This is a genomic window from Halarcobacter anaerophilus, assembly GCF_006459125.1.
Lineage (GTDB): Bacteria > Campylobacterota > Campylobacteria > Campylobacterales > Arcobacteraceae > Halarcobacter > Halarcobacter anaerophilus.
Map to the genome: position 1 here is coordinate 2475858 of NZ_CP041070.1, position 24662 is coordinate 2500519.

The following is a 24662-nucleotide window of genomic DNA, read 5'->3' on the forward strand; positions in this document are numbered from 1 at the left end:
CTAAAGCCTATCCAACCAATCCGCATACCATTGGATTAATTCTTTTTTTTCTTCAAAATATTTATATTTTGATTCTCTGTTATAAGCTGCTTTTACTTTATTCTTTTCTTTATGAGCTAAACATGATTCAATAATATCTGAATGAAAGGCATGCTCTTTATATAATTCATGTGCAATAGTAGAAAACATACTTCTAAAACCATGGAAAGTGTGTTTATTTTGATAACCTAACTTATTTAATGTATCAGACAGGGTAGCACCTGAAACTCCTCTATCGTTCTTATATGGAGAAGGAAATACAAATCTACTTCTATGTCTTGAGAAAGGTTCTATTTGTTTTAAAATAGCAATTGCCTGTTTTGGTAGAGGACAAACAAAGTCTACTTTCATTTTCATTTTTTCTTTTGGTATTTCCCAAACACCTTTTTCCAGATTGATATCATCCCAACACATAAGCCTTATATTTTCACTTCTTACAAACACATAAGGTATAAGTTTAAATATAAATATAGTACTTATATCACTCTTTAACTTCTCACCAATTGAGTTAATATCTAGTAAAAGTTGTTTTATATCTTTAGGTTCTGTAATTGCTGCTAAATGAGTATCTTTTTGATTAGGAATTAAAACTGATTTTTTATCAATATTTGCAACTATATTATGCTCAACATATTCTTTTGTAACAGCGAACATGTATATTTTATTAATTAAGGATAATAATCTATGAGCAGTTTCTATAACTCCTCTACTTTGTAGTTTTTCCAATGCACTAATTATATCAACTCTTTTTATATCTTTAATTGCAATATTGCCTAACCAATCAGTTATATTTTTTAATATTCTTTTGTTTTGTGTTATAGTCGCAGTACTTGAGCTTTTTTTTCTAAGGTCAATCCATTCATCAATTACATTTTGTAAAGTTAGTGATTCTGAAGCTTTTTTAATTCTTTTTTCTGATATTGGATTTATATTTTTTGATAATAGTTCTCTTGCTGCTTCTCTTTTTTCTCTAGCTTCTTTTAATCCTATTTCAGGATAAATACCAAAAGACATACTAAGATTTTTTCCACCATACCTAAAATCAAAACGCCACATTTTAGAATTAGGTTTTAATAGTAGATATAATCCTTTTCCATCGGCAAGCTTATTATTTAGTTTTGCATTAGGGTCTTTTAATTTTAATTCTTTGTATTCATCTTTTGATGTGTATTTTGCATTTTTAATTTCTGTAGTTGTAAGAGGCTTTGATATTTTTGGCATTTTTCAGGTACTCACTTTTTTAAAATGTATCATTACCTTAAATAATACCTAAAAAAAACTTGATTTGTTCTGATTTAATATGATACGATATGATGAGTTATGAAAGAGTCTAGTTGTCAAAAGCCCTATAGAAAGGGCTTATTTGAGTAGATAATTAATTTTTTGGCAATAATTTAACAGGAACGATTTGGAACTCGTCCATATTCCAAACACCGTTTACCACATAGGGTTCATTTTCAAGCCAATTGTTTATTTCATCATCATTTTCAAAATCTACAAAAAGTGTTGAACCTACCATTTGATCTTCTTCCGTAAGAGCACCTGCATCAATTATTTTGCCTTCTGCCATTAATTTTCTAGTACCTTCAACATGGGCATCTCTTACTTCAATTCTTTTTTCTAAAGCACCTTCATTGTCATAAGCTATAACAAGATATTGCATGGTAACTCTCCTCTAATTTAAAATATAGTATTTTAGCATTTAATAATTACAGTTTAATTAATAATTGCTTTTATCAAAAACAAAATAAGATTAAAAATTAAAATAATTTTCTGAAAGAACAAAACTGAGTGGATAGATAAGGACATTTATATATCTAAAAACAAATCCCATTTTTATATTTGGCATAACCTCTTCAAGAGCAATCTCTTCATCAATTTTTTTCATTATATTTAACTTTAAAGAGATATCCAAAAATTTTATACCTACTATGCTAAGCATCAAAAAACTGTTATTGTGAAGATAGATAATCAAAAAAATTGCGTAAATAAACCCGGGATTTAAAAGGAAGAAAAAAATTATATTTTTTTTATATACTGCGTAGTTATTATAAATTAACCCATATAATGAGTCAGATTTCTGCCAATTCGATTCAAAAATCTCTATGGCTACAAAGATGAAGAAAAGAGTTAATATATCCATCTTATCAAATTAGGGACCAAGCCCTAATTTTAATTCTCTTCGTAATCTTCAAATTTAACTTTTTTGTCTTTGTATAGACCAGTTCCTACAGGAATTGTTCTACCAATAACAACATTCTCTTTTAAGTCTTCTAACATATCCATTTTTGCACTAATTGCAGCTTCAGTTAGAACTTTTGTCGTTTCTTGGAAAGATGCAGCAGAGATAATAGAATCTGATGTAACAGCAGCTCTTGTAATACCAAGTAATAAAGGCTCTGCAATAGCAGGTTTACCGCCAAGTTTAACGATTTTTTCATTCTCTTGCATAAATCTTTTTTTAGATACCATATCACCTATAATAAACTTAGTATCTCCACCATCTACGATAGATACCTGTCTTAACATTTGAGATGTAATAACCTCAATATGTTTATCGGCGATATTAACCCCTTGAGATCTATATACTTGTTGTACTTCTGATACAATAAAGTAATGCAACGCTTTTTCACCTAAAATTCTAAGAATATCATGAGGAGAAACTTGACCGTCTGTTAAAGCCTCACCTGCATGTACAAACTCCCCTTCTCTTACAAGGATTTGTTTAGATTTTTCAACCAAGAATTCACCTTTATTACCGTTTTCATCAGTAATAATAATTCTTTGTTTGTTTCTTAAAGGTTTACCAAATGTTACCATTCCGTCAAATGATGCAAGAACTGCAATATTTTTAGGTCTTCTTGCTTCAAATAACTCAGATACTCTTGGAAGACCCCCTGTAATGTCTTTTGATTTTTGAGTAGCTTTTGGTGTTTTACCTAAAATATCCGCAACTTGAACCTCTTGTCCTTCATTTACAAAAAGCGATGTTTTAGGCTCTAAAGCATATTTTATCAACTCTTTTTTATCTGTAGCAACTACAATAGAAGGTTTATATCCAGCAGGAATATACTCGTTTACAACAAGTTTTGACGTACCTGTTAATTCATCAAATTGTTCTGCAACAGTAACACCTGGAATAATATCTTCAAATGCAATTTTACCGGCTTTTTCGGCAATTGTTGGATTTGAGTATGGATCCCATTCAGCGATTACTACTTGTTCGTCACTTGCAGGTAATGCAATTACGCTATCTTTTTCAACAGGAGTGTTATCATCTAAGTTAACTACCGAACCTCTTGAAATATAGTGTCTTAACGCTTCTCTGCCGTCACCGTCTACAATTACAGAGAAAAGACCTTTTTCTTCTACTCTTTCACCTTTTTTGATATCATCTTTTCTTTCCAGATAATCACCGTGAAGTTTGTAGTATTTAACCGTACCGATTGCTCCTGAAACTATAGTTGTTGTAATAGGTGCCCCGTCTTGAACTCTTAATAAAGATGCATAAGGGATTCTGTTTGGAACATTCCATCCATCTCTAATCATTTCAACGATTGAATCATTTTCATCAACTTCTATACCGTCTTTGTGAGGTAAATAAAGTTTACCTTCAACTTTTCCTGAAACACCCGCAAGTTCATTTGCTTTTGCAACATCATTTTTTCTAAGGTAATATTTTTTCTCTTCTTTACCGTTTGTAATAGTTAAAATTACTTCTTCGTGAACAGTTTCAACAGTTACATTACCTTTAAAAGGTGCATTGATTTTAGGCTCAACCAATAAAATACCTGCATTTCTTCTGTTTGCTACTACTTTTCTATCCTCAACATCTGTATGAGTTTTGATATTGTAGTATCTGATAAAACCTTCTTTATCTGCTCTTAACTCTCTTTCTGTTTGAGTAGCACTTGCAGTACCCCCAACGTGGAAAGTTCTAAGTGTAAGCTGTGTTCCTGGTTCCCCGATTGATTGTGCTGCTACAACCCCGACTGCTTCACCAGGTTTTGCTTTTCTTTGCTCTCCAAGGTTTAACCCGTAACATTTAGAGCAAAGACCGTTTTTAGCTTTACAAGTAAGTGGAGTTCTAATAACTACCGATTTTACTTCAGCTTCTGCAACAACTTTTGCATCTTCTTCTGTTATTAAAGTTCCTTCTGTAAATAAAATCTCATTTGAAATTGGATCAATAATATCTTCAGCGATTACTCTACCTGTGATTCTTTCTTCTAAAGACTCAATTAATTCATTACCTGAACTAATATCCGTAATTTGGATACCTTCGTGAGTACCGCAATCTTCCATTGTGATTCTAACATTTTGTGAAACATCAATAAGTTTTCTTGTCAAATACCCTGCATTTGCTGTTTTAAGTGCAGTATCGGCAAGACCTTTTCTAGCACCGTGAGTAGAAATAAAGTACTCAAGTACGTTTAGACCTTCCCTAAAGTTAGAAATAATAGGTGTTTCAATAATTGAACCGTCAGGTTTAGCCATAAGTCCCCTCATACCAGACAATTGTCTAATTTGAGCAGCAGAACCCCTAGCTCCCGAGTCAGCCATCATATAAATTGAGTTAAATCCGTCTTTATCTGATTTTACAAGATCCATCATCTCAGTACCCAAAGTATTATTAACCTCAGTCCAGATATCAATGATTTTATTATATCTTTCTTGCTCAGTTAACAACCCTTGAGAGAACTGTCTTTGAACTTCAATAACCTCTTTTTTAGATTTAGCAATATGTTCAACTTTTGAAGGCGGAACTCTAATATCATCGATAGATACCGATACCCCTGCATCTGTTGCATATCTAAAACCTAAGTTTTTAAGATTGTCTAAGAATTTTGGAGTTACTTCATATCCACCGTGTTTATAGATATAATCAACTAAGGCACCGATATCTTTTTTCTTTAAGATTTTATTCCATAATTCAACAGGAACGAAATCAGGTAAGATTTCATGAACAATCAATCTACCTATAGTTGTATGAATAACTTTATCATCTATTTTTGTTCTGATTTTTGCATGAAGATCAACTTTTCCCATTTCAAGTGCAATTTTTGCTTCATTTACATCTGCAAATAGTTTATGTTGACCTTTTACACCCTCTTTTTCCAATGATAGATAATAAATACCCAAAATCATATCTTGAGATGGAACTGCAATAGCACGTCCTGAAGCCGGTAAAAGAATATTCATAGAACTCATCATAAGAATTTTTGCTTCAGCAATAGCTTCTTGCGATAAAGGAACGTGAACAGCCATTTGGTCACCGTCAAAGTCGGCATTAAATGCAGCACAAACTAATGGGTGAAGCTGAATAGCTTTACCGTCAATAAGTGTCGGGTGAAACGCTTGAATTGAAAGTTTATGAAGTGTCGGAGCCCTGTTAAGTAAAATTGGGTACTCATCAACAATTTCAGATAAACATTCCCAAACTTCATTTGTTTGAGATTCAATCAATCTTTTAGCCGATTTAAGTGTAGTTGCATAACCTTTTTCTTCTAATTTTGCCATTAAATGCGGTTTAAACAACTCTAGAGCCATTTTTTTAGGAATACCGCATTGATCCATATTTAAACTAGGACCAACAACGATTACAGATCTTCCTGAGAAGTCAACCCTTTTTCCTAATAGGTTTTGTCTAAATCGTCCTTGTTTACCTTTAATAATTTCAGATAATGATTTAAGAGGTCTTTTGTTTGCACCTTTTACCGCATTTGCTGTTTTACCGTTGTCAAACAACGCATCAACAGCTTCTTGAAGCATTCTTTTTTCATTTCTGATAATAATCTCAGGTGCATCAAGTTCTGTTAATCTTTTAAGTCTGTTATTTCTGTTTATAACTCTTCTATAAAGGTCATTTACGTCAGAAACGGCAAATTTACCACCGTCAAGAGCAACAAGAGGTCTTAAATCAGGTGGAAGAACAGGAAGTTTTGTAAGCATCATCCATTCTGGTCTGTTTCCAGAATTGATAAAGTTTTCAACAACTTTTAGTCTTTTTACGATTGTTTTTCTTTTTGCTTCAGATTTAGTCCCTGCCATATCCTCTTTTAGAGTATTAAGAAGTTCAATTAAATCTAGAGTCTCAAGTAAATCTCTAATTACTTGTCCACCCATATTTGCTTCAAATCCTGTATGGTCAAACAAATCAGAAATTGTTCTAAATTGTTCTTCATTTAAAATATCGTATTTATTAACTTTTTTTGTTTTTTCATTATCATAATAAGCTTCACCTGGTTCTGCAACAATGTATGCTTCATAATATAAAACTCTTTCCAAATCTTTTAGTTTAACTCCAAGTAGAGTTCCTATTCTAGTAGGAAGTGAGCTTACCATCCAAATATGAGCAACAGGAGAAACTAAATCAATGTGTCCCATTCTGTGTCGTCTTACTTTACTTGATGTTACTTCAACACCACATTTTTCACATACAACACCTTTGTATCTCATTTTTTTATATTTACCGCAAAGACACTCATAATCTTTTACAGGTCCAAAAATTTTGGCACAAAAAAGACCGTCTCTTTCAGGTTTTAATGTTCTATAATTAATTGTTTCAGGTTTCTTTACCTCTCCTGAAGACCAAGAAAGGATCTTTTCAGGACTTGCTAATCTTAATTGAAAAGCTGAAAAGTCTTTTGGTCTTTCTAGTTCTTTTACTTCAATTGGCTCTAAAATTTTTTCGTTATTACTCATCGTCTTCTACCTCTTCGAAAATCTCTACATCTAACCCTAAAGCTTTTAACTCTTTAGTTAATACGAAGAATGTTTCTGGAACACCAGAACTTGGAACATTTTCACCGTTTGCGATAGCTCTATAAGCTTTTGTTCTACCTTCAACATCATCTGATTTTGTTGTAAGCATCTCTTTTAATACATTTGTAGCACCATATGCTTCAAGTGCCCAAACTTCCATTTCCCCGAATCTTTGTCCACCAAATAGTGCTTTACCACCAACTGGTTGTTGTGTTACAAGTGAGTAAGGTCCTGTAGATCTTGCGTGAACTTTTTCATCAACTAAGTGGTGAAGTTTCAACATATACATATAACCTACGTTTACTCTCTCTTTCATTTTTTCACCAGTTTTACCGTCATAAAGTGTTGATTTACCGTCAGAATCGATTTTTGCTAATTCAAACAATTTTTTAAACTCTGCTTCTTTTGCTCCATCAAATACTTGAGTAGCAAATCTAACACCTTTTGACCAATCTCTTGCATAATTTATTAGCTCATCATCAGATAAATTTTCCATAAATTTTTTACCGTTCATTAATTTAGCAACATCGGCAATCTCTGCCATTTTTGTTCTAAGTTCAGTAATAAAATCTGCTTTTTTAGCATCAAAAATCTCTTGAATTTGATATCCCAGTTTTCTACCTGCAAGTCCTAAGTGTACTTCTAAGATTTGCCCGATATTCATCCTTGAAGGAACCCCTAGCGGGTTAAGAATAACGTCAACTGTAGTTCCGTTTTCTAAATACGGCATATCAACTTGAGGAACAATGTTTGAAACGATACCTTTATTACCGTGTCGTCCTGCCATTTTATCCCCGACTTTGATTTTTCTTTTTGTTGCTACATAAACTTTAACTTGTTTAATTACACCGCTTGGTAAAATATCATCATGCTCTAGAACTTGAATTTTTTCTTCATGTTCTTCTCTTAAAGTTGCTTTTTGTTTTATAAAATACTCTTTAATATCATTATATTTTTTCTCAACATCACCTGAATATGATGATACAACTTTTTTCATAGCAAATCTGTTTACACCGGCTAAAATATCAACAGGAATACTGTCACCTTTTTTATAAACAGTTCCTTCTACTTCTACATCTTTTGATAAAGGAGATTTAGATAATAAATCATTGATTTTTAGAATCTCTTCTCTATCAAGCATTAAAAGTTTATCATGATGTTTTAAATCAAGTTCTGCTTTTTCTGCTTCTATTTCGGTAATAGCTCTTTCGTCTTTTTCATAACCTTTTTTAGTGAATACTTTTACATCAACAACTACACCTTCCATTGATGTCGGACAGTATAAAGATTTATTTATAACATGTCCTGCTTTTTCACCGAAAATTGCTCTTAACAATCTCTCTTCAGGAGTTGGTTTGATTTCACCTTTAGGAGTTACTTTACCTACAAGTATCATTCCTGGTTTAACATATGTTCCTACTTTAATAATACCTGAATTATCTAGATGAGTAATAGACTCTTCTTTTACACCCGGAAGATCTCTTGTTATCTCTTCATTACCGTGTTTTAACTCTCTACACTCAACTTCTTTTTCATAAATATGAACAGAGGTGAAAGCATCTTCTTTAATCAATCTTCTAGAAAGGATAATCGCATCCTCGTAGTTATAACCGTTCCAAGGCATAAAGGCAACCATTGCATTAACACCTACTGCTAATTCTCCGTTATCCATAGACGGTCCGTCAGCAATAACTTGACCTTTTTCTACAACATCACCCTCTTTTACAGCTGTTCTTTGTCCAAAAGATGTGTTATTATTTGTTCTAACGTTTTTATTTACTTCATAGTGATCGATGAAAGCTCCTGTTTCATCTTCACCTCTGATATAAATATTTTTTGCATCGGCTTTTTCAATAATACCGCCTCTTTTGGCTTTAATTGCTTCCCAAGCATCTCTTGCTACGATTTTTTCTAACCCTGTTCCTACAATAGGTGCATTTGGTCTAAGTAAAGGAACGGCTTGTCTCATCATATTTGATCCCATCAAGGCTCTGTTGGCATCATCGTGTTCCAAGAAAGGAATAAGTGAAGCTGCAACCCCCATTACCATTTGAGAAGAGATATCAATCAAATTAACTTTACTTCTCTCAACTAACAAGATTTCACCGTCTTGTCTAGCTTCAATTAGAGGTTCGATAATTTTCCCGTTGTCATCAACTTTTGTTGAACCAGGAGCAATAGTTTTCCCCTCTTCTTGAGTCGCAGTATAGTATTCAATTTCATCAGTAACTACACCATCAATAACTTTTTTATAAGGAGCTTCGATAAATCCTAAATCATTAACTTTTGAAAAAGTCGACAAAGTATTTATAAGTCCAATATTTTGTCCCTCTGGAGTTTCAACTGGACAGATTCTTCCGTAGTGAGTCGGGTGAACGTCCCTTACTTCAAATCCAGCTCTCTCTTTTACTAAACCACCTTCACCAAGTGCAGAAAGTCTTCTTTTATGAGTAACCTCAGATAATGGGTTTGTTTGATCCATAAATTGAGATAATTGCCCAGATGTAAAGAACTCGGTAATTGTCGAAGTAATCATTTTAGAGTTAACTAAATCGTGTGGCATAATATCTTCTAATGTTCCACTTAATGTAGTCATTTTATCTCTAATTGCTTTTTGCATTTTAATAAGTCCAGAGTGCAACTCATTTGCAAGAAGTTCCCCGATTGCTCTAATTCTTCTGTTTCCTAAGTGGTCTCTATCATCAATATGACCGTGCCCAGATTTAACTTTAACTAAATATTGAACTGTTTTTATAATATCTTCATAAGTTAATACAGTAACATATTCAGGAACACTTACACCTAACTTATGATTCATTTTCATTCTACCGACTTTTGTTAAGTCATATCTTTCAGGATCAAAAAATAGTTTTCTAACAAACTCTTTAGCTGCTTCTTTTGTTACAGGTTCACCCGGTCTCATAACTTTATAAATTCTAATAGCTGATAAATCATTCTCATCATCAATTTGTTCTGTTTGTTTTAATAATTTTAAAGATTCAGCATCTGCTTTAAAAGCATTAATAATAGAATCATCAACGCTAGGAGCTAAATCATTTGCTATATCAAAATTATCAAATCCTAAATCAAGAAGTTTTTTAAGTTTTAATTCATCAAGCGGTGTTAAAGCATCAAATAAAACTTCACCTGATTCAGGATCATAAATAGTATTTGCTGTACTTCTATCCATTAATAAATCAACTGGATATTCAACAAGTTTTAATCCGCCGTCTACTAAAGCTTTTGCTTTTCTAGCAGTTAATCTTTTTCCTGCCGCAATTACTAAATTACCTTTATCATCTTTAATATCAAATTCAACTCTTCCCGTAAAATCATCAGGATTGAATTCAGTTAAAAATTTATTGTTTTTAATTTTTACATTTAATATAGGATAAAAAAGTTTGATAATATCTTCTTTTGAGTAACCTAAAGCTCTAAAAAGAATTGTAACAGGAACTTTTCTTCTTTTGTTGATTCTTACATATAATACATCTTTTGCATCATATTCAAAATATAACCAAGAACCTCTATCAGGAATAATTTGCCCTGTATAAATTAATTTGTTACCTGCTGTATTTGATTCTTCTTCTTTAAAAATTACACCCGGAGATCTGTGTAACTGATTAACAACAACTCTTTCAACACCATTTACAATAAATGAAGTTCTGTCTGTCATTAGAGGAATTTCTCGGATGAATAAAGATTGCTCTTTCATATCTTTTACACCGATTTTTTCACCGGTTTTTTCATCTAAATCCCATAATGTAAGTCTAATATTAATTTTTAACGGAATAGAGTAAGTAAGTCCTCTTACCATTGATTCTCTTACATCATATTTAGGTTTCCCCACTTCGCTGCCTATATACTCTAATGTTATTCTATTTTGAGCATCATGAATTGGGAACACTGATTTGAATACTTTTTCAATACCCGCTTCAGTTCTATCATCTTTTCCTATCATTAGAAAATTTTCATATGAACTTTGTTGTAATTGTAATAAATTTGGAATTTCGATTTGTTGAGGATTTTTTGCAAAATCAACTCTAAGTCTATTACCAGATTTTAAAGAGTTTAACATTGTCGACCTTATAAAAAATGTGGTTTAATTTTAGCTTTGTATATAAAGCGCAAAAGCATCCTTAAAGGATAGGGTTAGAATTTCTATTAAAATTCTAACCTTAGCCCTCAAAGATGCTAATCTTTATACAAGGCATTTGCCTTGTATAACAGGATAATTACAAAAGTAATTATGCTAATTCTACAGTAGCTCCTGCCCCTTCTAATTCAGCTTTAGCAGCTTCAGCGTCTTCTTTAGAAACACCTTCTTTAACTACTGCACCAGCTTCTTCAGCCATAGCTTTTGCTTCTTTTAATCCAAGACCTGTAAGAGCTCTGATTACTTTAATAACGTTGATTTTTTTAGCACCTGCATCTTTAATCACAACGTTAAATTCAGTTTTTTCTTCTGCTGCAGCAGCTTCACCACCAGCAACTGCTCCACCTGCAACTGCAACCGGTTGTGCAGATACACCGAATTTTTCTTCAAATTCTTTTACTAATTCAGATAACTCTAATACAGATAAACCTGAGATGTATTCTAATACGTCTTCTTTAGAAATTGCCATATCAATTTTCCTTATAATTTTTATTTTTTTAATTTTATAAAATTAGTCTGTTCTACAAACTAAACCATTATTAACTGCTTATGCAGCTTCTTCTTCTTTTTTTCTTCTAAGAGCATCAAGCCCGATTGTAAAGTTAGTAACTGGAGCCATCCATGTAGCAGCAAGCATACCAAGAAGCTCTTCTCTAGATGGTAATTTAGCAAATGCATTAACAGTAGCAAGATCAGCAATTTGACCTTCAATGATACCAGATTTAATTGCAAATTTATCTTTATTTGCAGTTGCAAATTTATCGGCAACTTTACAAGCAGAAATTTGATCTTCAGACCATAAGAAAATGTTAGTTCCAGATAATTCAATATCCCCTAACTCAGCATTTTTAACTGCAACAGTTACTAATGTATTTTTAGCAACTTGAACTTTTGCCCCTACAGCTTTTGCTTCTTTTCTTAATGCTTCTAATTCTTTATGAGTTAAACCTTTATAATCACATACTACGATAGCTTGTGATTCTTTAAACTCAGAAGTTAAGAAGTCAATTACTTCAGCTTTTTGTTGTTTATTCATCGATTCTCCTTTCAAAACATCCAACTTAAGCAGGTTTTACAAAATACAGGAGGAGTATTTTACCGGCTATCTTCAGTTTTTAATGTAGTGCTTTGATTAACACTCAATCATAAGGATTATATCCTCACTGTTGAATGTTAATTAAATAAGGGGAATCCCTTATTTAATCTCCATTAATTCCAATACATCCATACTAACTGATGGAGACATAGTTAAAGATACTGCTGCATTTTTAATATATCTACCTTTTGATGATGCAGGTTTAGCTTTATTAATAGCAGTAATAAAAGAAAGAACATTCTCTTTTATAGCTTCTTCAGAAAAAGAAACTTTTCCTACTGCTGCATGAATATTACCTTTTTTATCAACTCTATATGCTACTTGACCACCTTTAGCATCGTTTACTGCTTTAGTAACATCCATAGTAACTGTACCTGTTTTAGGATTCGGCATTAAACCTTTTGGTCCTAAAATTCTACCTAGTTTACCAACTAATCCCATACAATCAGGTGTTGCAATTAAAACATCAAAATCAATGTTCCCAGCTTGTACACTCTCTACTAAATCATCATTTCCAACGATATCAGCACCTGCTGCTTTAGCTTCATCTACTTTAGCACCTTTAGCAAAAACTGCAACTCTAACAGTTTTTCCTGTACCGTTTGGAAGTACAACAGCACCTCTAATCATTTGATCTGCATGTCTTGGATCAACGTTTAAGTTTAATGCAACTTCTACTGATTCATCAAATTTAGCAGATTTTAAATCTTTTAACTTAGCGCATGCCTCAGCTAATGAATAATCTCTCTCTTCAATTTTTTCTGATAATGTCTTATATCTTTTTGAAACTTTTGCCATTTTATTCTCCGCAATATTTATTTTTTTTGCTACCGCTGTTTATAGTCCAGTGGTTAGACTAGTTTTGAATCTTATAATTCAACATCAATTCCCATTGATCTAGCTGAACCTGCAACAATTTTTGCAGCTTGTTCTTTGTCATCAGTATTTAAATCGGCAATTTTCATACCAACGATTTCCATAACTTGATCTTTAGTTAATTTTCCAACTTTATTTTTTAGTGGATTATCACTACCTTTTTTTACACCAGAAACTTTTTTAATTAAATCAGTCATTGGTGGTTCTTTTAATGTAAAAGTAAAGCTTTTATCGTTATAAACAGTGATTTCTACAGGAATCGTAAAACCACCTTTATCTTTTGTTTTTTCATTAAATGCTTTACAAAATTCCATGATGTTAATCCCTCTTTGACCAAGAGCCGGACCAACTGGTGGTGATGGATTTGCAGCACCCGCAGGAATTTGAAGTTTTAAGATACCTTCTACTTTTTTAGCCATCGTATTTCCTTTTTAAAATTTATTATATTTAATGATTTAGGCATTAGGCAAGAAAACTCAAAGGAAGCTGAAGTTTTATTGCCTAATGCCTAAAATTGTTTTATTAAACTACTCTTTCTACTTGAGTGTAGTTAATTTCAACGGGAGTGTTTCTTCCGAAAATTGAAACGTTTAATTTCAATAAACCTGAAGCCATATCAAAATCTTCAACTACTCCATTAAAGTTTGCAAACGGTCCTTCATTAATTCTAACCATTTCACCTTCATCAAAAGAGATTTTAGGTTTAGCAGCAGCTCTATTTTGAACTTTGTCTAAAATTGAATCGATATCTTTTTTTGTTAAAGGAGTCGGTTTTTTAGATTCACCGATAAATCTTCCGACTTTAGGCATTGATTGAATTCTATGCCATAAAGCTGTATCCAAATCAATTTTAGCAAATGCATAAGCCGGATATAAAGGTCTTTCAACTATTGTTTTATTCCCTTTTTTTACTTCTATTAAATCTTCTGTCGGAACTAGAACTTCAGAGATTTTTTCATCTCCCATCTCTTCTGCTAATTTTTCAAGAGCTCTTTTTACAGTTAATTCGCTACCTGAGTGAGTTTGTATTGCGTACCATTGATGTGCCATTAGATATTCCTTAGTTCATTACAGCAGATAAGCTTAGAGACATGATTGCATCAATTAGTGCTAGGAAAAGTGATATTACGGTTACAACAACAAAAACAGAAAGATAAGCAGATCTGATTTGTTCTTTAATTGGGAAAATTACTTTAAGTAGTTCTTCTTTTGCACTTTTATAATAGGTTTTTAATTTATTCACAATCGACTCCAAATTCTAAGCTTTATAAATTCTTTTAAAAGAAGTCAAAACTGCTTTTAAAAAAATTTAGTGGCAGGCCAGACAGGACTCGAACCCGTAACCATCGGATTTGGAATCCGGCGCTCTACCATTGGAGCTACTGACCTAGGTTTTCAAAAGGTTAAGAAAAAGTCTTACGACTTTAACTTAACTTCTTTATGAATAGTGTGTTTTTTTAATCTTGGACTATATTTTTTAATCGCCATCTTTTCTGTAAAAGTTTTTGGATTTTTATAAGTAGTGTAGTTAATATCACCACACTCTTCACACTTTAGTCCAATTTTGATGCTTACTCCGTTTGCCATAAGTTATCCTTACTCAATAATTTCAGCAACAACTCCAGCACCAACAGTTCTACCACCTTCTCTAATAGCAAATTTAGTACCTTTTTCTAGAGCAATTGGAGCAACTAATTCAACTGTCATCTCAACGTTATCACCTGGCATAACCATTTCAGTACCTTCTGGTAAAGTAACAGAACCTGTAACGTCAGTTGTTCTTACATAAAATTGTGGTCTATATCCTGAGAAGAATGGAGTGTGTCTACCACCTTCCTCTTTAGAAAGGATATATACTTCACCTTTGAATTTAGTATGTGGAGTAATTGAACCTGGTTTAACAAGAACTTGTCCTCTTTGAACATCTTCTTTTTTAACACCTCTTAGAAGAACACCGGCATTATCACCAGCAACACCTTCGTCCATCTCTTTTCTAAACATTTCAATACCAGTAACAGTAGTTTTCATAGTATCTCTCATACCAACGATTTCAATCTCTTCGTTTAGTTTGATTGTACCTTTTTCAATTCTACCAGTTACAACAGTACCTCTACCTTGAATTGTAAATACATCTTCAACAGGCATTAAGAAATCTTGGTCTGCATCTCTTTCTGGAGTTGGGATATAGTTATCAACTTCATCCATTAATTTATAGATTTTTTCTGACCATTCACCAGCTGTACCACCTTTAGCTTCTTCTAAAGCTTGGAAAGCAGAACCAGCAACGATAGGAGTATCATCACCTGGGAAATCATATTCTGATAATAATTCTCTTACTTCCATCTCAACTAATTCTAACATCTCTTCTTTATCTTCTTCGTCAAGTTGATCTTCTTTGTTTAAGAATACAACGATGTATGGTACACCAACTTGTTTAGATAATAGAATGTGTTCTCTAGTTTGAGCCATTGGTCCATCTGTAGCAGCAATAACTAAGATAGCACCATCCATTTGTGCAGCACCAGTAATCATGTTTTTAACATAATCGGCGTGACCTGGACAATCCACGTGAGCGTAGTGTCTAGTTTCAGTTTCATACTCTACGTGAGAAGTAGCAATTGTAATTCCTCTTTCTCTCTCTTCTGGAGCATTATCAATTTGATCATAATCCATCGCAGCTTGACCATTTTTAAGCGCTAAACACATAGTAATAGCAGCTGTTAATGTAGTTTTACCGTGGTCAACGTGACCAATAGTACCAATATTTACGTGCGGTTTAGTTCGCTCGAATTTTTCTTTTGCCATAAAATTCCCCTTAAAAAATTTTGGTTATTGCCCTCTGAGTAGATAAGCCCACTGGCTTCTCTATTCAGAGGGGATGATTTATATATTTATGTTCACTAAAAAATAGATACTATTTTTTTCGTGGATTGGTATTTTAATTAAAAAATACTAAAAAAAACTTTAATGGGAGATTTTTTGTATAAAAAAGGAGTTATAAAAATGCGTTATAACTCAGCTCCCAGTAATCAATAAATTAATGGAGCGGGAAACGAGACTCGAACTCGCGACAATCTGCTTGGAAGGCAGAGGCTCTAGCCAACTGAGCTATTCCCGCAACATTTTAGTGGTGGTGAGAGAAGGATTTGAACCTTCGAAGCCATAGGCGGGAGATTTACAGTCTCCTGGATTTGACCACTCTCCAACCTCACCGTTGAAAAATTATTGTTCTGGTCAAGCGCTGATCTTTTTAAGATTACGCACGACATTAATAAAATGGAGCTGGTGAAGGGAGTTGAACCCCCGACCTGCTGATTACAAATCAGCTGCTCTAGCCAACTGAGCTACACCAGCATCCGTCAATTTAAATCTTTTTAAAAAACTAGTCTTTAAAAAGTGGTGGCGCGGGGCAGAATCGAACTGCCGACACAAGGATTTTCAGTCCTTTGCTCTACCGACTGAGCTACCGAGCCGTCTTAAATTGGAGTGAAATTATACACATACAATAATTAATTTAAGCTTAAACTAGATACGAACTTTTTAAATTCTTCTCCTCTTTGCTTATATGAGCTATATTGATCAAGTGATGCAGCAGCTGGAGAAAGTACTGCAAGGCTGTTTTTATCGTGCTTTTGAGCTATTCTTTTAACTGCTTTTTCCAAGATAGAACATTTTGAAATTTTTATATTATACTCTTTGCAAAATTGATAAATTCTATCTTCATTACTTCCAATTGCAAATATTTCAATATCAAAAGCTTTTATATAATCAAAAAGAGGCTTTAAATCTGCTCCTTTATCATCTCCTCCTAATATTAGAAATATTTTTTTATCTTTATATGATTCTAAAGCTTTTATTGTTGCATCTACATTTGTAGCTTTACTATCATCTATCCATAATCTATTATCTATATCTTTAAACTCTTCTACTTTATGTTTATCTACTTTAAAACTGTTAATATTTTCATAATCAATTTCATCAAAAAGAATCTTTTTTGCGGCAAGAGATAGAATTGCATCTATTAAAAAAGGTTCTTTAAATTTTATGCTGCTTTTTTCAATATTAAAAAACTCGCATAAATCATCACTGTTTTTATATGTGATTTTCATAGCTGAAGTGGGATAATCTTTAAACTCTTCGGGAATTATTGCAATTTCACCCTCACCCATCATATCAAGCGGTTTTAATTTTGCTCTTTTATACTCTTCAAAACTTCCGTGCCAAGATATATGATCTTCACTTATAGGAAGAAGTATATATAAATTGGGTTTTGCTCTTTTTATATAATGAAAAGTAAAAGAAGAGGTCTCTAATATCCATATCGGTGCTTTTTTATCTAAGAGAGTAACAGGCGTACCGATATTTCCTCCGCATACACTTCCTTTATCTTTTAAAAGGTGCTGAATCATTTGCGTAGTAGTTGTTTTTCCGTTTGTTCCGCTTATCCAAATAGAAAAAGGCATATTCTCATATATTAAGTCATAATCACTTTGTATATTGTTTGCATTTTTTACCATATTATTATAAGGAGGTATTCCCGGACTTACAATTGTAATATCTTTAGAATCTAAATCATAACTGTTAAAATCCGAATCATCATACAAAGTTACGTTTTCAAAACTTTTTTTTATTGCTTGTGCAGTGAGACCTTTTCCAAGTACTCTAATCATTTTATTATATACCTTATCTTATTTTTAGTGTTAAAAGGGCAACTAAATTTGCCATAAAAGAGACAATCCAGAATCTTACTATTATTTTATTCTCTTTCCAACCTTTTTTTTCAAAATGGTGGTGAATAGGAGCCATTAAAAATATTCTTTTTTGTCTTAATTTATAAGAACCCACTTGTAAAATAACTGATACCGTCTCAACTACAAAAATGAGTCCTATAAATATAAGTAAAATTTCAGATTTTGCGACAATTGCCATATATCCCATAAAAGCGCCTAAAGGCAAAGAACCGCTGTCTCCCATAAATACTTGTGCAGGATGGCAGTTAAACCAAAGAAAGGCTATTAAAGAACCTACTAAGGCTGTTCCTATTATCGCCAATTCTCCCGAAGTTTGAATACTAGGTAAAAATAGATAAGAAGAGAATACTGCATGACCTGTTATATACACAATTCCGGAAAGTGTCACAAATGCCATAATAGAAGGTACTGTTGCCAAACCGTCTAATCCGTCTGTTAAATTAACAGCATTTGAAGCAGATACTATTACTAATACCCAAAAAGCAATTGCAAAATAACTCATATCAAAAAGCGGATATTTGTAAAAAGGAGTATAAAGAGTCGTAGTATGCCCGTAAACTATTAAAACAACGGATACTACAATAGCAGCTAAAAGCTGTAAAAAAAGTTTTCCTCTGGGCGTTAATCCGGCAGAATTACTGTTTTTTAAAATCTTCGAGATATCATCTTTAAAGCCAATTAAAGAGAAACTAGCAAGAATCAATAATGCACCTACAACATAAAAATTATTTAACTTAACTGTAAAGAGTGTAGCTATTAAAGTTGAAAATATAAAAATCACTCCTCCCATAGTAGGTGTTCCAGCCTTCTCCTGATGTGAATCGGGAGCATACTCGTAAATAGGCTGAGAAGCTTTTTTTGATTTTGCCCACTTTACAAATTTTGGAAGAAGATACATAGTAAGAAAAAATGAGATAAAAAACGCAATCCCTGCACGAACCGAAATATATTGAAATATATTTATATCTAAATGTCTGTAGAACCAATAAAACAAATTTAAACCTTCAATTTCAGGAAATTTGACTCCTGTGTTTTAACAAACCCCAATCTTTAGTATAAAACAAAGAGATATATTTTCAGCAAATATAGGAGTTAGTTTTGGTATAATCCGCGAAGATTATAATATAATATAGTTTTTAAAAGGTTTAAATAATGAGTAAAAAAGCAATCTTGATAATTACAGACGGAATTGGATTTAATGAGTCGGAAAAGTATAATGCATTTACCAATGCTAAGACTCCGACATACGATTATCTATTCAAAAACGTACCCTACTCGTTAATTCACACTTACGGAAAATATGTAGGACTTCCCGACGGACAAATGGGAAACAGTGAAGTAGGACATATGACAATAGGTAGCGGTAGAGTTTTATACCAAGATTTAGTAAAAATAAATATCTCTATTGAAAATGACACTTTAAAAGATAATAATGTTATAAAAGAGACTATCTCTTCATCAAATAATATTCATCTAATAGGATTATTGAGTGACGGTGGAGTACACTCTCATATCAATCATATAATGAGTTTAGCAAAAATTGCAAAAAACAGCGGCAAAAAAGTCTTTATTCATGCAATAACAGACGGAAGAGATGTCGCACCTAATTGTGCAAAAAAATATCTTCAACAAATTATCGATATTTGTGATGATGATATAAAATTGGCAACAATTGCCGGAAGATATTACTCTATGGATAGAGATAATAGATGGGAAAGAGTTCAAAAAGCTTATGATGCAATAGCATTTGCAACTCCAAAAACTTCAAAAGAGGTATTTGATTTAATAGATGAGTCTTATAAAAACGAAATCTTTGATGAATTTTTAGTTCCTACAGCCTTTGAAGATTATAAAGGATTAGAAGAGAATGACGGAGTAATTTTCTGCAATTTCAGAAGCGATAGAATGAGAGAAATCTCAACGGCAATCGCAAGCAGTCAATTTAATGAATTTAAAAGATTCGATAAAAAACTAAATATAGCTACAATGACGCAATATGATAAAAATCTTCCTCTTCCCGTAATTTTTCCAAAAGAGACTCCTAAAAACACCCTTGCAGAAGTAATTTCAAATGCAGGATTAAGCCAACTTCATACGGCAGAAACAGAGAAATATGCCCATGTAACATTTTTCTTTAACGGCGGTGTTGAAGAACCTGTTTTAAATGAGAGCAGAGTTTTAATACCTTCTCCTAAAGTAGCTACTTATGATCTTCAACCTGAAATGAGTGCACCAAAAGTATCAGAAGCCGTTTTAAAAGCAATGGAAGAGAGTTACGATTTTATTGTCGTAAATTTTGCAAACGGAGACATGGTCGGACATACAGGTGTTTATGAAGCCGGTATAAAAGCCGTTGAAGCTGTAGATAAAGAGTTAGGACAAATTATTAAAAAAGCAAAAGAGAAAGATTATAATCTTATTTTAACAAGCGACCACGGAAATTGTGAAATGATGAAAGATGAAAAAGGAAAAACCTTAACTAATCACACAGTAGGAGATGTATTCTGCTTCGTTATGGCACAAGGTGTAGATAGAGTAAAAACAGGAAGCTTAAACAATATTGCTCCTACTGTTTTAAAACTTATGGAGATAGAAAAGCCAAAAGAGATGGATGAGGCTTTGGTTTAATGACGCAAAAAGTAGATATAAAAAGACTACAAATATCAACCGATAAAAAAAATTTAGTCGATCTTTGCTTTGATATAGATGAGGCTACTGCTTTAATCGGTCAAAGCGGAAGCGGCAAATCACTGACGTTGAAGTCTATTTTAAATCTGCTTCCTTCAAATTTAAAATTAGATTTTGAGGTTGATTCACCTTTTGAATTAAACAGTAATACTATAGGATTTATTCCTCAAAATCCGTTTACTTCACTCTCTCCTATGACAAAAATAAAAAATCAATTTTTCTGTTCAGATGAAAAAAAAGAACATTTAATGCAATTTGTCGGTTTAGATAAAAAACTTTTAGAAAGATTTCCCAATCAATTAAGCGGAGGACAACTTCAAAGAGCGGTTATTGCAATTGCATTTAGCAATGATATAAAACTTCTGCTTTTGGATGAACCTACGACAGCACTTGATGAAAAATCAAAACAGACAATTTTAAATCTGCTTCATGACTTACAAAAGAAGTTAAATTTTTTGACTCTTTTTGTGACTCATGATATAAACTCTATAAAAAACATTTGTAAAAATATTGTTATTATAAAAGATGGTAAAGTTATTGAGAAAGGAGATACGAAAAGTATCCTTTCAAATCCAAAAACTTCTTACACCAAAGAGCTTATAAATTCAACTTTTGAAAATAAGGAATTCAGGAAATAGATATGATGAAATACATTTTTACATTCTTGCTTATAATCGGTATAGGTATTGCAGGATGGTTATTAAATCTTTATAATGAAATTAGAGGGGATTTGGATAAAGTAGTAAACTACAATCCACCCAAAACAACTCAGTTTTTTGATAGAGACGGAAAACTTATTGCAAATATATTTAAAAAAGAGCATAGATTATATGTAAAATATGAAGATATCCCGGCAAGAGTTGTCGAAGCTTTAGTTGCTATAGAAGATACTCACTTTTTTGAACATCATGGTATTAACCCCGATGCAATCAGCAGAGCAATGATAAAAAATATTAAAGCAATGAAATATGTAGAAGGAGCAAGCACCCTAACCCAGCAACTTATAAAAAGTATTGTATTAACAAGAGAAAAAAAACTAATAAGAAAAATAAAAGAGGCACTTTTAGCTGTAAGATTAGAAACAATTTTGACAAAAGAGCAAATTCTTGAAAGATATTTAAATCAAGTCTATTTTGGGCACAGCTATTATGGGATTAGAACCGCTGCACAAGGATATTTTAGAAAAGATTTGTTTGAATTAAATCTAAAAGAGATTGCAATTTTAGTAGGTCTTCCAAAAGCTCCAAGTTTTTACGACCCTACACGAAATCTAAAATTTACCCTAACAAGAGCAAATCAAGTAATAAGCAGAATGCATACATTAGGCTGGATAAATGATGAAGAGTATAAAGACTCAATAAACTATATTCCTAAAGTTTATAATGATACTTTAACAAAAAACAAAGCCCCTTATATTGTAGATTATGCAATAAAAATTTTACATAAAGATATCAAAGATATTAGATCAGGCGGATATAAAATAAACTTGACAATTGATTTGGATGCACAAAAAATTGCAAGAGAAGCCTTAAAATACGGATATGATAGAATTATACAAAGAGATGAAAAGCTGCAAAAGAATCCAAAAAACAATGTTGACCATGACGGAAACGAAGTTGAAGAAGGATATTTTGTAAATTCATTAAACGGAGCTTTAATCTCAATTGAAAACAACACAGGAAAAATATTGGCTATGGTTGGAGGAGTAGATTATAAAGAGTCCTCTTTTAACAGAGTTGTTCAAAGTAGAAGACAACCGGGTTCTTCGGCCAAACCTTTTTTCTATCAAACAGCACTTGATTTAGGATATTCTCCGGCTTCTCAACTTATAGATATAGGAAGAACCTATAATTATGAAATTGACGGTGAAGAGAAAAAATGGCAACCTAAAAACTATGGTGGCAAATTCAAAGGTATAATTACCCTAAGAGAATCTCTGGTAAAATCAAGAAACCTTGCAACAATTAATTTAGTAACAGATGTAGGAATAGATGAAATGTATAAAGGTTTAGAAAACTTTGGAATAACAGGAATGCCAAAAGATCTCTCTATAACCTTGGGTTCTTTTTCAATCTCACCTTTTGATTTTAGTAAAGCCTACAGCTCTTTTTCAAATGATGGTATACAAGTAACTCCATATATGATAAATTCAATTACAAATAGCAAAGGTGAAACTATAAATTTTGAACCGGAAGTAAAATATGTAGACTCTCCTGAACAAATCTATTTAATGAAATCAATTTTAGAAGATGTTGTTTTAAAAGGTACGGGAAGAAGAGCAAAAGTAAAAGGAATTGAATTAGCAGGTAAAACAGGAACAACCAACAACAATACAGATGCATGGTTTTGTGGATTTTCTCCTACAATTCAAACCATTGTATGGTTTGGTAAAGATGATAATACTGCAATGAGAAGAAGTGAAGGTGGAGGAACTACAGCAGCTCCGTCATTCTCTTATTTTTATAAAAAATATTTAGAAATTCATCCCGAAATTCAAAGAGAGTTTCAAATGCCTGATAATGTAAAAAGTTCTTATGTGAATGGACATAAAGAGTATTATACACAAACTTCGCCTCTTCCAAAAACTCAAATGCCTGTTACTAATGAAGCTCCAAACGGAGAAATAATAGAGTTCTAAAAAAGGAACTCTTATATAATTTTTTATTAAATTAAAATCTTGAATATAAAAAAAGGCTAGTCTTTAAAAGACTAGCCTTTTTTATTTTAAAGGAGACTTGACTAACAAGAGAAAGTTGATTTAAATTCAAATGCAGTTGGTCTTGCTTCATCAGGCCAAACTTGTGTTTCGAATTTATAGTGTTGATATGTATCAATCATATCTTTACTAAATACAGGTTGTAAGAAATCGTTATCTCTAATTAAAGCTTCTAAAGAACCTCTTAATGTATGAGGCATTTGAGGGATTTTTCTCTCTCTAATTTCATCTAAAGGTAATTCAAATAAATCATCATCCATTGGACCGATAGGTTCATATTTATTTTTAATACCGTCTAATCCTGCCATCATCATTGCAGCAAATGCTAAATATGGGCAAGCTGTTGAGTCAGGGAATCTCATTTCGATTCTTGTTGCTTTTTCACCTGCTCCGTAAGGAATTCTACAAGATGCAGATCTGTTTTGAGAAGAGTAAGTTAAAATTGAAGGAGCCTCAAAACCAGGGATTAATCTTTTGTAAGAGTTTGTTGATGCGTTTGTAAATGCCGCAACTGCTCTTGCATGTTTAAAAATACCACCGATATAGTGTCTTGCCATTTCACTTAAATTTGCATATTCACCCTCTTTGTAAAATAAGTTTCTTCCGTCTTTCCAAATTGATTGATGTACGTGCATACCGTTACCGTTATCACCGTATAAAGGTTTAGGCATAAAAGTACAAGTTTTACCGTTTAAGTGAGCAACCATTTTACAAACATATTTGTATTTTTGAACATTGTCAGCAGCTTCAATTAGGTCACCGAATACAATTCCGATTTCACCTTGAGCTTGAGCAACTTCGTGGTGTCCTAGAACAACTGTTAATCCAACTTGTTCTAATATTTGCATCATTTCAGCTCTTAAATCTACCATTGAATCTGTAGGTTGAACAGGGAAATATCCACCTTTTGTTCTTGGTCTATGAGCCATGTTTCCAGTTTCATACTCTTCATCGTCTGACCAGCAACCTTCGTCAGAATCAACTCTATAGTGAGATTCATTGATTTCATCTTTGATTTTTACATCATCAAATACAAAAAATTCATTTTCAGGTCCAAAGTAAGCTGCATCTCCAAGTCCTGAATCACTTAAGTGTTTAAGAGCTTTTTTAGCAATAGATCTTGGACATTTTTCATATAATTCACCTTTGTAAATGTCATAAACATCACAAAATAGTATAATTGTAGAATCAGCAGTAAAAGGGTCCAAAAATGCAGTTTCAACATCAGGTTTTAATAACATATCTGATTTATTAATTGGTTGCCACGCATCTACAGATGAACCGTCAAATGGCATACCATTTGTTAAATTATCTTCATTTACAGCACTTAACATATAAGTCAAATGGTGCCACATACCTTTCATATCCGTAAATCTAAGATCTACAAATTTAACCTCATTTTCTTCACAATATTTGAAAAATTCTTCAGTATTGTTAACAAATTTTCCCATGTTTTTAACTCCTTGAAATAATTATGCGTTATTTTATCCAAATAAAGAAAATTTTAGGTAAAACGCCTGTATAAAAAATACACAACAAAATATATTTTATTATCGATTTATCAAAAATAAGCTC

At 32.4% G+C, this 24662-nt stretch carries 19 protein-coding genes and 5 tRNA genes; 3 read left to right on the forward strand and 21 right to left on the reverse strand.

What is annotated here, in order from left to right:
• From AANAER_RS12375 to mraY, 20 genes are all read right to left on the reverse strand, one after another.
• Nucleotides 1-1260, reverse strand: a complete 1260-nt coding sequence (locus AANAER_RS12375; protein WP_129082167.1) for a tyrosine-type recombinase/integrase — start codon at nucleotides 1258-1260, stop codon at nucleotides 1-3.
• A gap of 154 nt (nucleotides 1261-1414) precedes the next feature.
• Nucleotides 1415-1702 (reverse strand): YciI family protein, encoded by a 288-nt coding sequence (locus tag AANAER_RS12380; protein ID WP_129082168.1) that lies wholly within the window; start codon nucleotides 1700-1702, stop codon nucleotides 1415-1417.
• 90 nt (nucleotides 1703-1792) lie between these two features.
• Nucleotides 1793-1981, reverse strand: coding sequence for a hypothetical protein (locus AANAER_RS15105; RefSeq protein WP_228711157.1), 189 nt, complete (start codon nucleotides 1979-1981; stop codon nucleotides 1793-1795).
• A gap of 230 nt (nucleotides 1982-2211) precedes the next feature.
• Nucleotides 2212-6744, reverse strand: a complete 4533-nt coding sequence (gene rpoC / locus AANAER_RS12390; RefSeq protein ID WP_129082170.1) for a DNA-directed RNA polymerase subunit beta' — start codon at nucleotides 6742-6744, stop codon at nucleotides 2212-2214.
• On the reverse strand, nucleotides 6737-10882 hold the full coding sequence (gene rpoB / locus AANAER_RS12395; protein WP_129082171.1) for a DNA-directed RNA polymerase subunit beta: 4146 nt from the start codon (nucleotides 10880-10882) through the stop codon (nucleotides 6737-6739). Before rpoB ends, rpoC begins: the two co-directional genes overlap by 8 nt.
• A gap of 169 nt (nucleotides 10883-11051) precedes the next feature.
• On the reverse strand, nucleotides 11052-11429 hold the full coding sequence (gene rplL, locus AANAER_RS12400) for a 50S ribosomal protein L7/L12 (RefSeq protein ID WP_044417377.1): 378 nt from the start codon (nucleotides 11427-11429) through the stop codon (nucleotides 11052-11054).
• 78 nt (nucleotides 11430-11507) lie between these two features.
• On the reverse strand, nucleotides 11508-11996 hold the full coding sequence (gene rplJ, locus AANAER_RS12405; protein ID WP_044417375.1) for a 50S ribosomal protein L10: 489 nt from the start codon (nucleotides 11994-11996) through the stop codon (nucleotides 11508-11510).
• 159 nt (nucleotides 11997-12155) lie between these two features.
• Nucleotides 12156-12854: a 50S ribosomal protein L1 gene (rplA, locus tag AANAER_RS12410; RefSeq protein ID WP_129082172.1), complete on the reverse strand. Its 699-nt coding sequence runs from the start codon at nucleotides 12852-12854 to the stop codon at nucleotides 12156-12158.
• Nucleotides 12855-12925: 71 nt separating this feature from the next.
• Nucleotides 12926-13351, reverse strand: a complete 426-nt coding sequence (gene rplK, locus AANAER_RS12415; protein ID WP_044417371.1) for a 50S ribosomal protein L11 — start codon at nucleotides 13349-13351, stop codon at nucleotides 12926-12928.
• 103 nt (nucleotides 13352-13454) lie between these two features.
• Nucleotides 13455-13982, reverse strand: a complete 528-nt coding sequence (gene nusG / locus AANAER_RS12420) for a transcription termination/antitermination protein NusG (RefSeq protein WP_129082173.1) — start codon at nucleotides 13980-13982, stop codon at nucleotides 13455-13457.
• Between the two features lie 10 nt (nucleotides 13983-13992).
• Nucleotides 13993-14175 carry a preprotein translocase subunit SecE gene (gene secE / locus AANAER_RS12425; RefSeq protein WP_129082189.1) on the reverse strand — a complete coding sequence of 61 codons (183 nt, stop codon included), beginning with the start codon at nucleotides 14173-14175 and terminating at the stop codon, nucleotides 13993-13995.
• Nucleotides 14176-14245: 70 nt separating this feature from the next.
• A tRNA-Trp gene (locus AANAER_RS12430) sits at nucleotides 14246-14321 on the reverse strand.
• A gap of 27 nt (nucleotides 14322-14348) precedes the next feature.
• A complete protein-coding gene (gene rpmG / locus AANAER_RS12435; RefSeq protein WP_044417367.1) occupies nucleotides 14349-14519 on the reverse strand; it encodes a 50S ribosomal protein L33 in 171 nt (56 codons plus the stop codon).
• Nucleotides 14520-14528: 9 nt separating this feature from the next.
• Nucleotides 14529-15737 carry an elongation factor Tu gene (gene tuf / locus AANAER_RS12440; RefSeq protein WP_129082174.1) on the reverse strand — a complete coding sequence of 403 codons (1209 nt, stop codon included), beginning with the start codon at nucleotides 15735-15737 and terminating at the stop codon, nucleotides 14529-14531.
• A gap of 236 nt (nucleotides 15738-15973) precedes the next feature.
• Nucleotides 15974-16050, reverse strand: a tRNA-Gly gene (locus AANAER_RS12445).
• 10 nt (nucleotides 16051-16060) lie between these two features.
• A tRNA-Tyr gene (locus AANAER_RS12450) sits at nucleotides 16061-16145 on the reverse strand.
• A gap of 64 nt (nucleotides 16146-16209) precedes the next feature.
• Nucleotides 16210-16286, reverse strand: a tRNA-Thr gene (locus AANAER_RS12455).
• 43 nt (nucleotides 16287-16329) lie between these two features.
• A tRNA-Phe gene (locus AANAER_RS12460) sits at nucleotides 16330-16405 on the reverse strand.
• A 36-nt stretch (nucleotides 16406-16441) separates the two neighbouring features.
• Entirely contained in the window at nucleotides 16442-17602 is a 1161-nt protein-coding gene (gene murD, locus AANAER_RS12465; RefSeq protein ID WP_129082175.1) for a UDP-N-acetylmuramoyl-L-alanine--D-glutamate ligase, read from the reverse strand.
• A 13-nt stretch (nucleotides 17603-17615) separates the two neighbouring features.
• The gene (mraY, locus tag AANAER_RS12470; RefSeq protein ID WP_129082176.1) at nucleotides 17616-18677 is read right to left on the reverse strand and encodes a phospho-N-acetylmuramoyl-pentapeptide-transferase; all 1062 of its coding nucleotides are present in this window, start codon (nucleotides 18675-18677) and stop codon (nucleotides 17616-17618) included.
• A gap of 158 nt (nucleotides 18678-18835) precedes the next feature.
• On the opposite strand from mraY, the gene gpmI reads away from it, so the two are divergent.
• The 3 genes from gpmI to AANAER_RS12485 are packed head-to-tail and all read left to right on the forward strand — an operon-like array spanning nucleotide 18836 to nucleotide 23009.
• Nucleotides 18836-20311 (forward strand): 2,3-bisphosphoglycerate-independent phosphoglycerate mutase, encoded by a 1476-nt coding sequence (gpmI, locus tag AANAER_RS12475; RefSeq protein WP_129082177.1) that lies wholly within the window; start codon nucleotides 18836-18838, stop codon nucleotides 20309-20311.
• On the forward strand, nucleotides 20311-21009 hold the full coding sequence (locus tag AANAER_RS12480; protein ID WP_129082178.1) for an ATP-binding cassette domain-containing protein: 699 nt from the start codon (nucleotides 20311-20313) through the stop codon (nucleotides 21007-21009). Before gpmI ends, AANAER_RS12480 begins: the two co-directional genes overlap by 1 nt.
• A gap of 5 nt (nucleotides 21010-21014) precedes the next feature.
• The gene (locus AANAER_RS12485; RefSeq protein ID WP_179951820.1) at nucleotides 21015-23009 is read left to right on the forward strand and encodes a penicillin-binding protein 1A; all 1995 of its coding nucleotides are present in this window, start codon (nucleotides 21015-21017) and stop codon (nucleotides 23007-23009) included.
• 101 nt (nucleotides 23010-23110) lie between these two features.
• Here the strand turns inward: AANAER_RS12485 and glnA are convergent, their stop codons facing one another.
• Complete coding sequence (gene glnA / locus AANAER_RS12490; RefSeq protein ID WP_044417359.1) at nucleotides 23111-24538, reverse strand: type I glutamate--ammonia ligase; 1428 nt, start codon at nucleotides 24536-24538, stop codon at nucleotides 23111-23113.
• Nucleotides 24539-24662 lie beyond the last annotated feature (124 nt).

What these genes read in the sequence shown, in the direction of transcription:
- AANAER_RS12375 (WP_129082167.1), bottom strand. Translation starts at nt 1,260, where the DNA reads ATGCCAAAAATATCAAAGCCTCTTACAACTACAGAAATTAAAAATGCA.
- AANAER_RS12380 (WP_129082168.1), bottom strand. Translation starts at nt 1,702, where the DNA reads ATGCAATATCTTGTTATAGCTTATGACAATGAAGGTGCTTTAGAAAAA.
- AANAER_RS15105 (WP_228711157.1), bottom strand. Translation starts at nt 1,981, where the DNA reads ATGCTTAGCATAGTAGGTATAAAATTTTTGGATATCTCTTTAAAGTTA.
- rpoC (WP_129082170.1), bottom strand. Translation starts at nt 6,744, where the DNA reads ATGAGTAATAACGAAAAAATTTTAGAGCCAATTGAAGTAAAAGAACTA.
- rpoB (WP_129082171.1), bottom strand. Translation starts at nt 10,882, where the DNA reads ATGTTAAACTCTTTAAAATCTGGTAATAGACTTAGAGTTGATTTTGCA.
- rplL (WP_044417377.1), bottom strand. Translation starts at nt 11,429, where the DNA reads ATGGCAATTTCTAAAGAAGACGTATTAGAATACATCTCAGGTTTATCT.
- rplJ (WP_044417375.1), bottom strand. Translation starts at nt 11,996, where the DNA reads ATGAATAAACAACAAAAAGCTGAAGTAATTGACTTCTTAACTTCTGAG.
- rplA (WP_129082172.1), bottom strand. Translation starts at nt 12,854, where the DNA reads ATGGCAAAAGTTTCAAAAAGATATAAGACATTATCAGAAAAAATTGAA.
- rplK (WP_044417371.1), bottom strand. Translation starts at nt 13,351, where the DNA reads ATGGCTAAAAAAGTAGAAGGTATCTTAAAACTTCAAATTCCTGCGGGT.
- nusG (WP_129082173.1), bottom strand. Translation starts at nt 13,982, where the DNA reads ATGGCACATCAATGGTACGCAATACAAACTCACTCAGGTAGCGAATTA.
- rpmG (WP_044417367.1), bottom strand. Translation starts at nt 14,519, where the DNA reads ATGGCAAACGGAGTAAGCATCAAAATTGGACTAAAGTGTGAAGAGTGT.
- tuf (WP_129082174.1), bottom strand. Translation starts at nt 15,737, where the DNA reads ATGGCAAAAGAAAAATTCGAGCGAACTAAACCGCACGTAAATATTGGT.
- murD (WP_129082175.1), bottom strand. Translation starts at nt 17,602, where the DNA reads ATGATTAGAGTACTTGGAAAAGGTCTCACTGCACAAGCAATAAAAAAA.
- gpmI (WP_129082177.1), top strand. Translation starts at nt 18,836, where the DNA reads ATGAGTAAAAAAGCAATCTTGATAATTACAGACGGAATTGGATTTAAT.
- AANAER_RS12480 (WP_129082178.1), top strand. Translation starts at nt 20,311, where the DNA reads ATGACGCAAAAAGTAGATATAAAAAGACTACAAATATCAACCGATAAA.
- AANAER_RS12485 (WP_179951820.1), top strand. Translation starts at nt 21,015, where the DNA reads ATGAAATACATTTTTACATTCTTGCTTATAATCGGTATAGGTATTGCA.
- glnA (WP_044417359.1), bottom strand. Translation starts at nt 24,538, where the DNA reads ATGGGAAAATTTGTTAACAATACTGAAGAATTTTTCAAATATTGTGAA.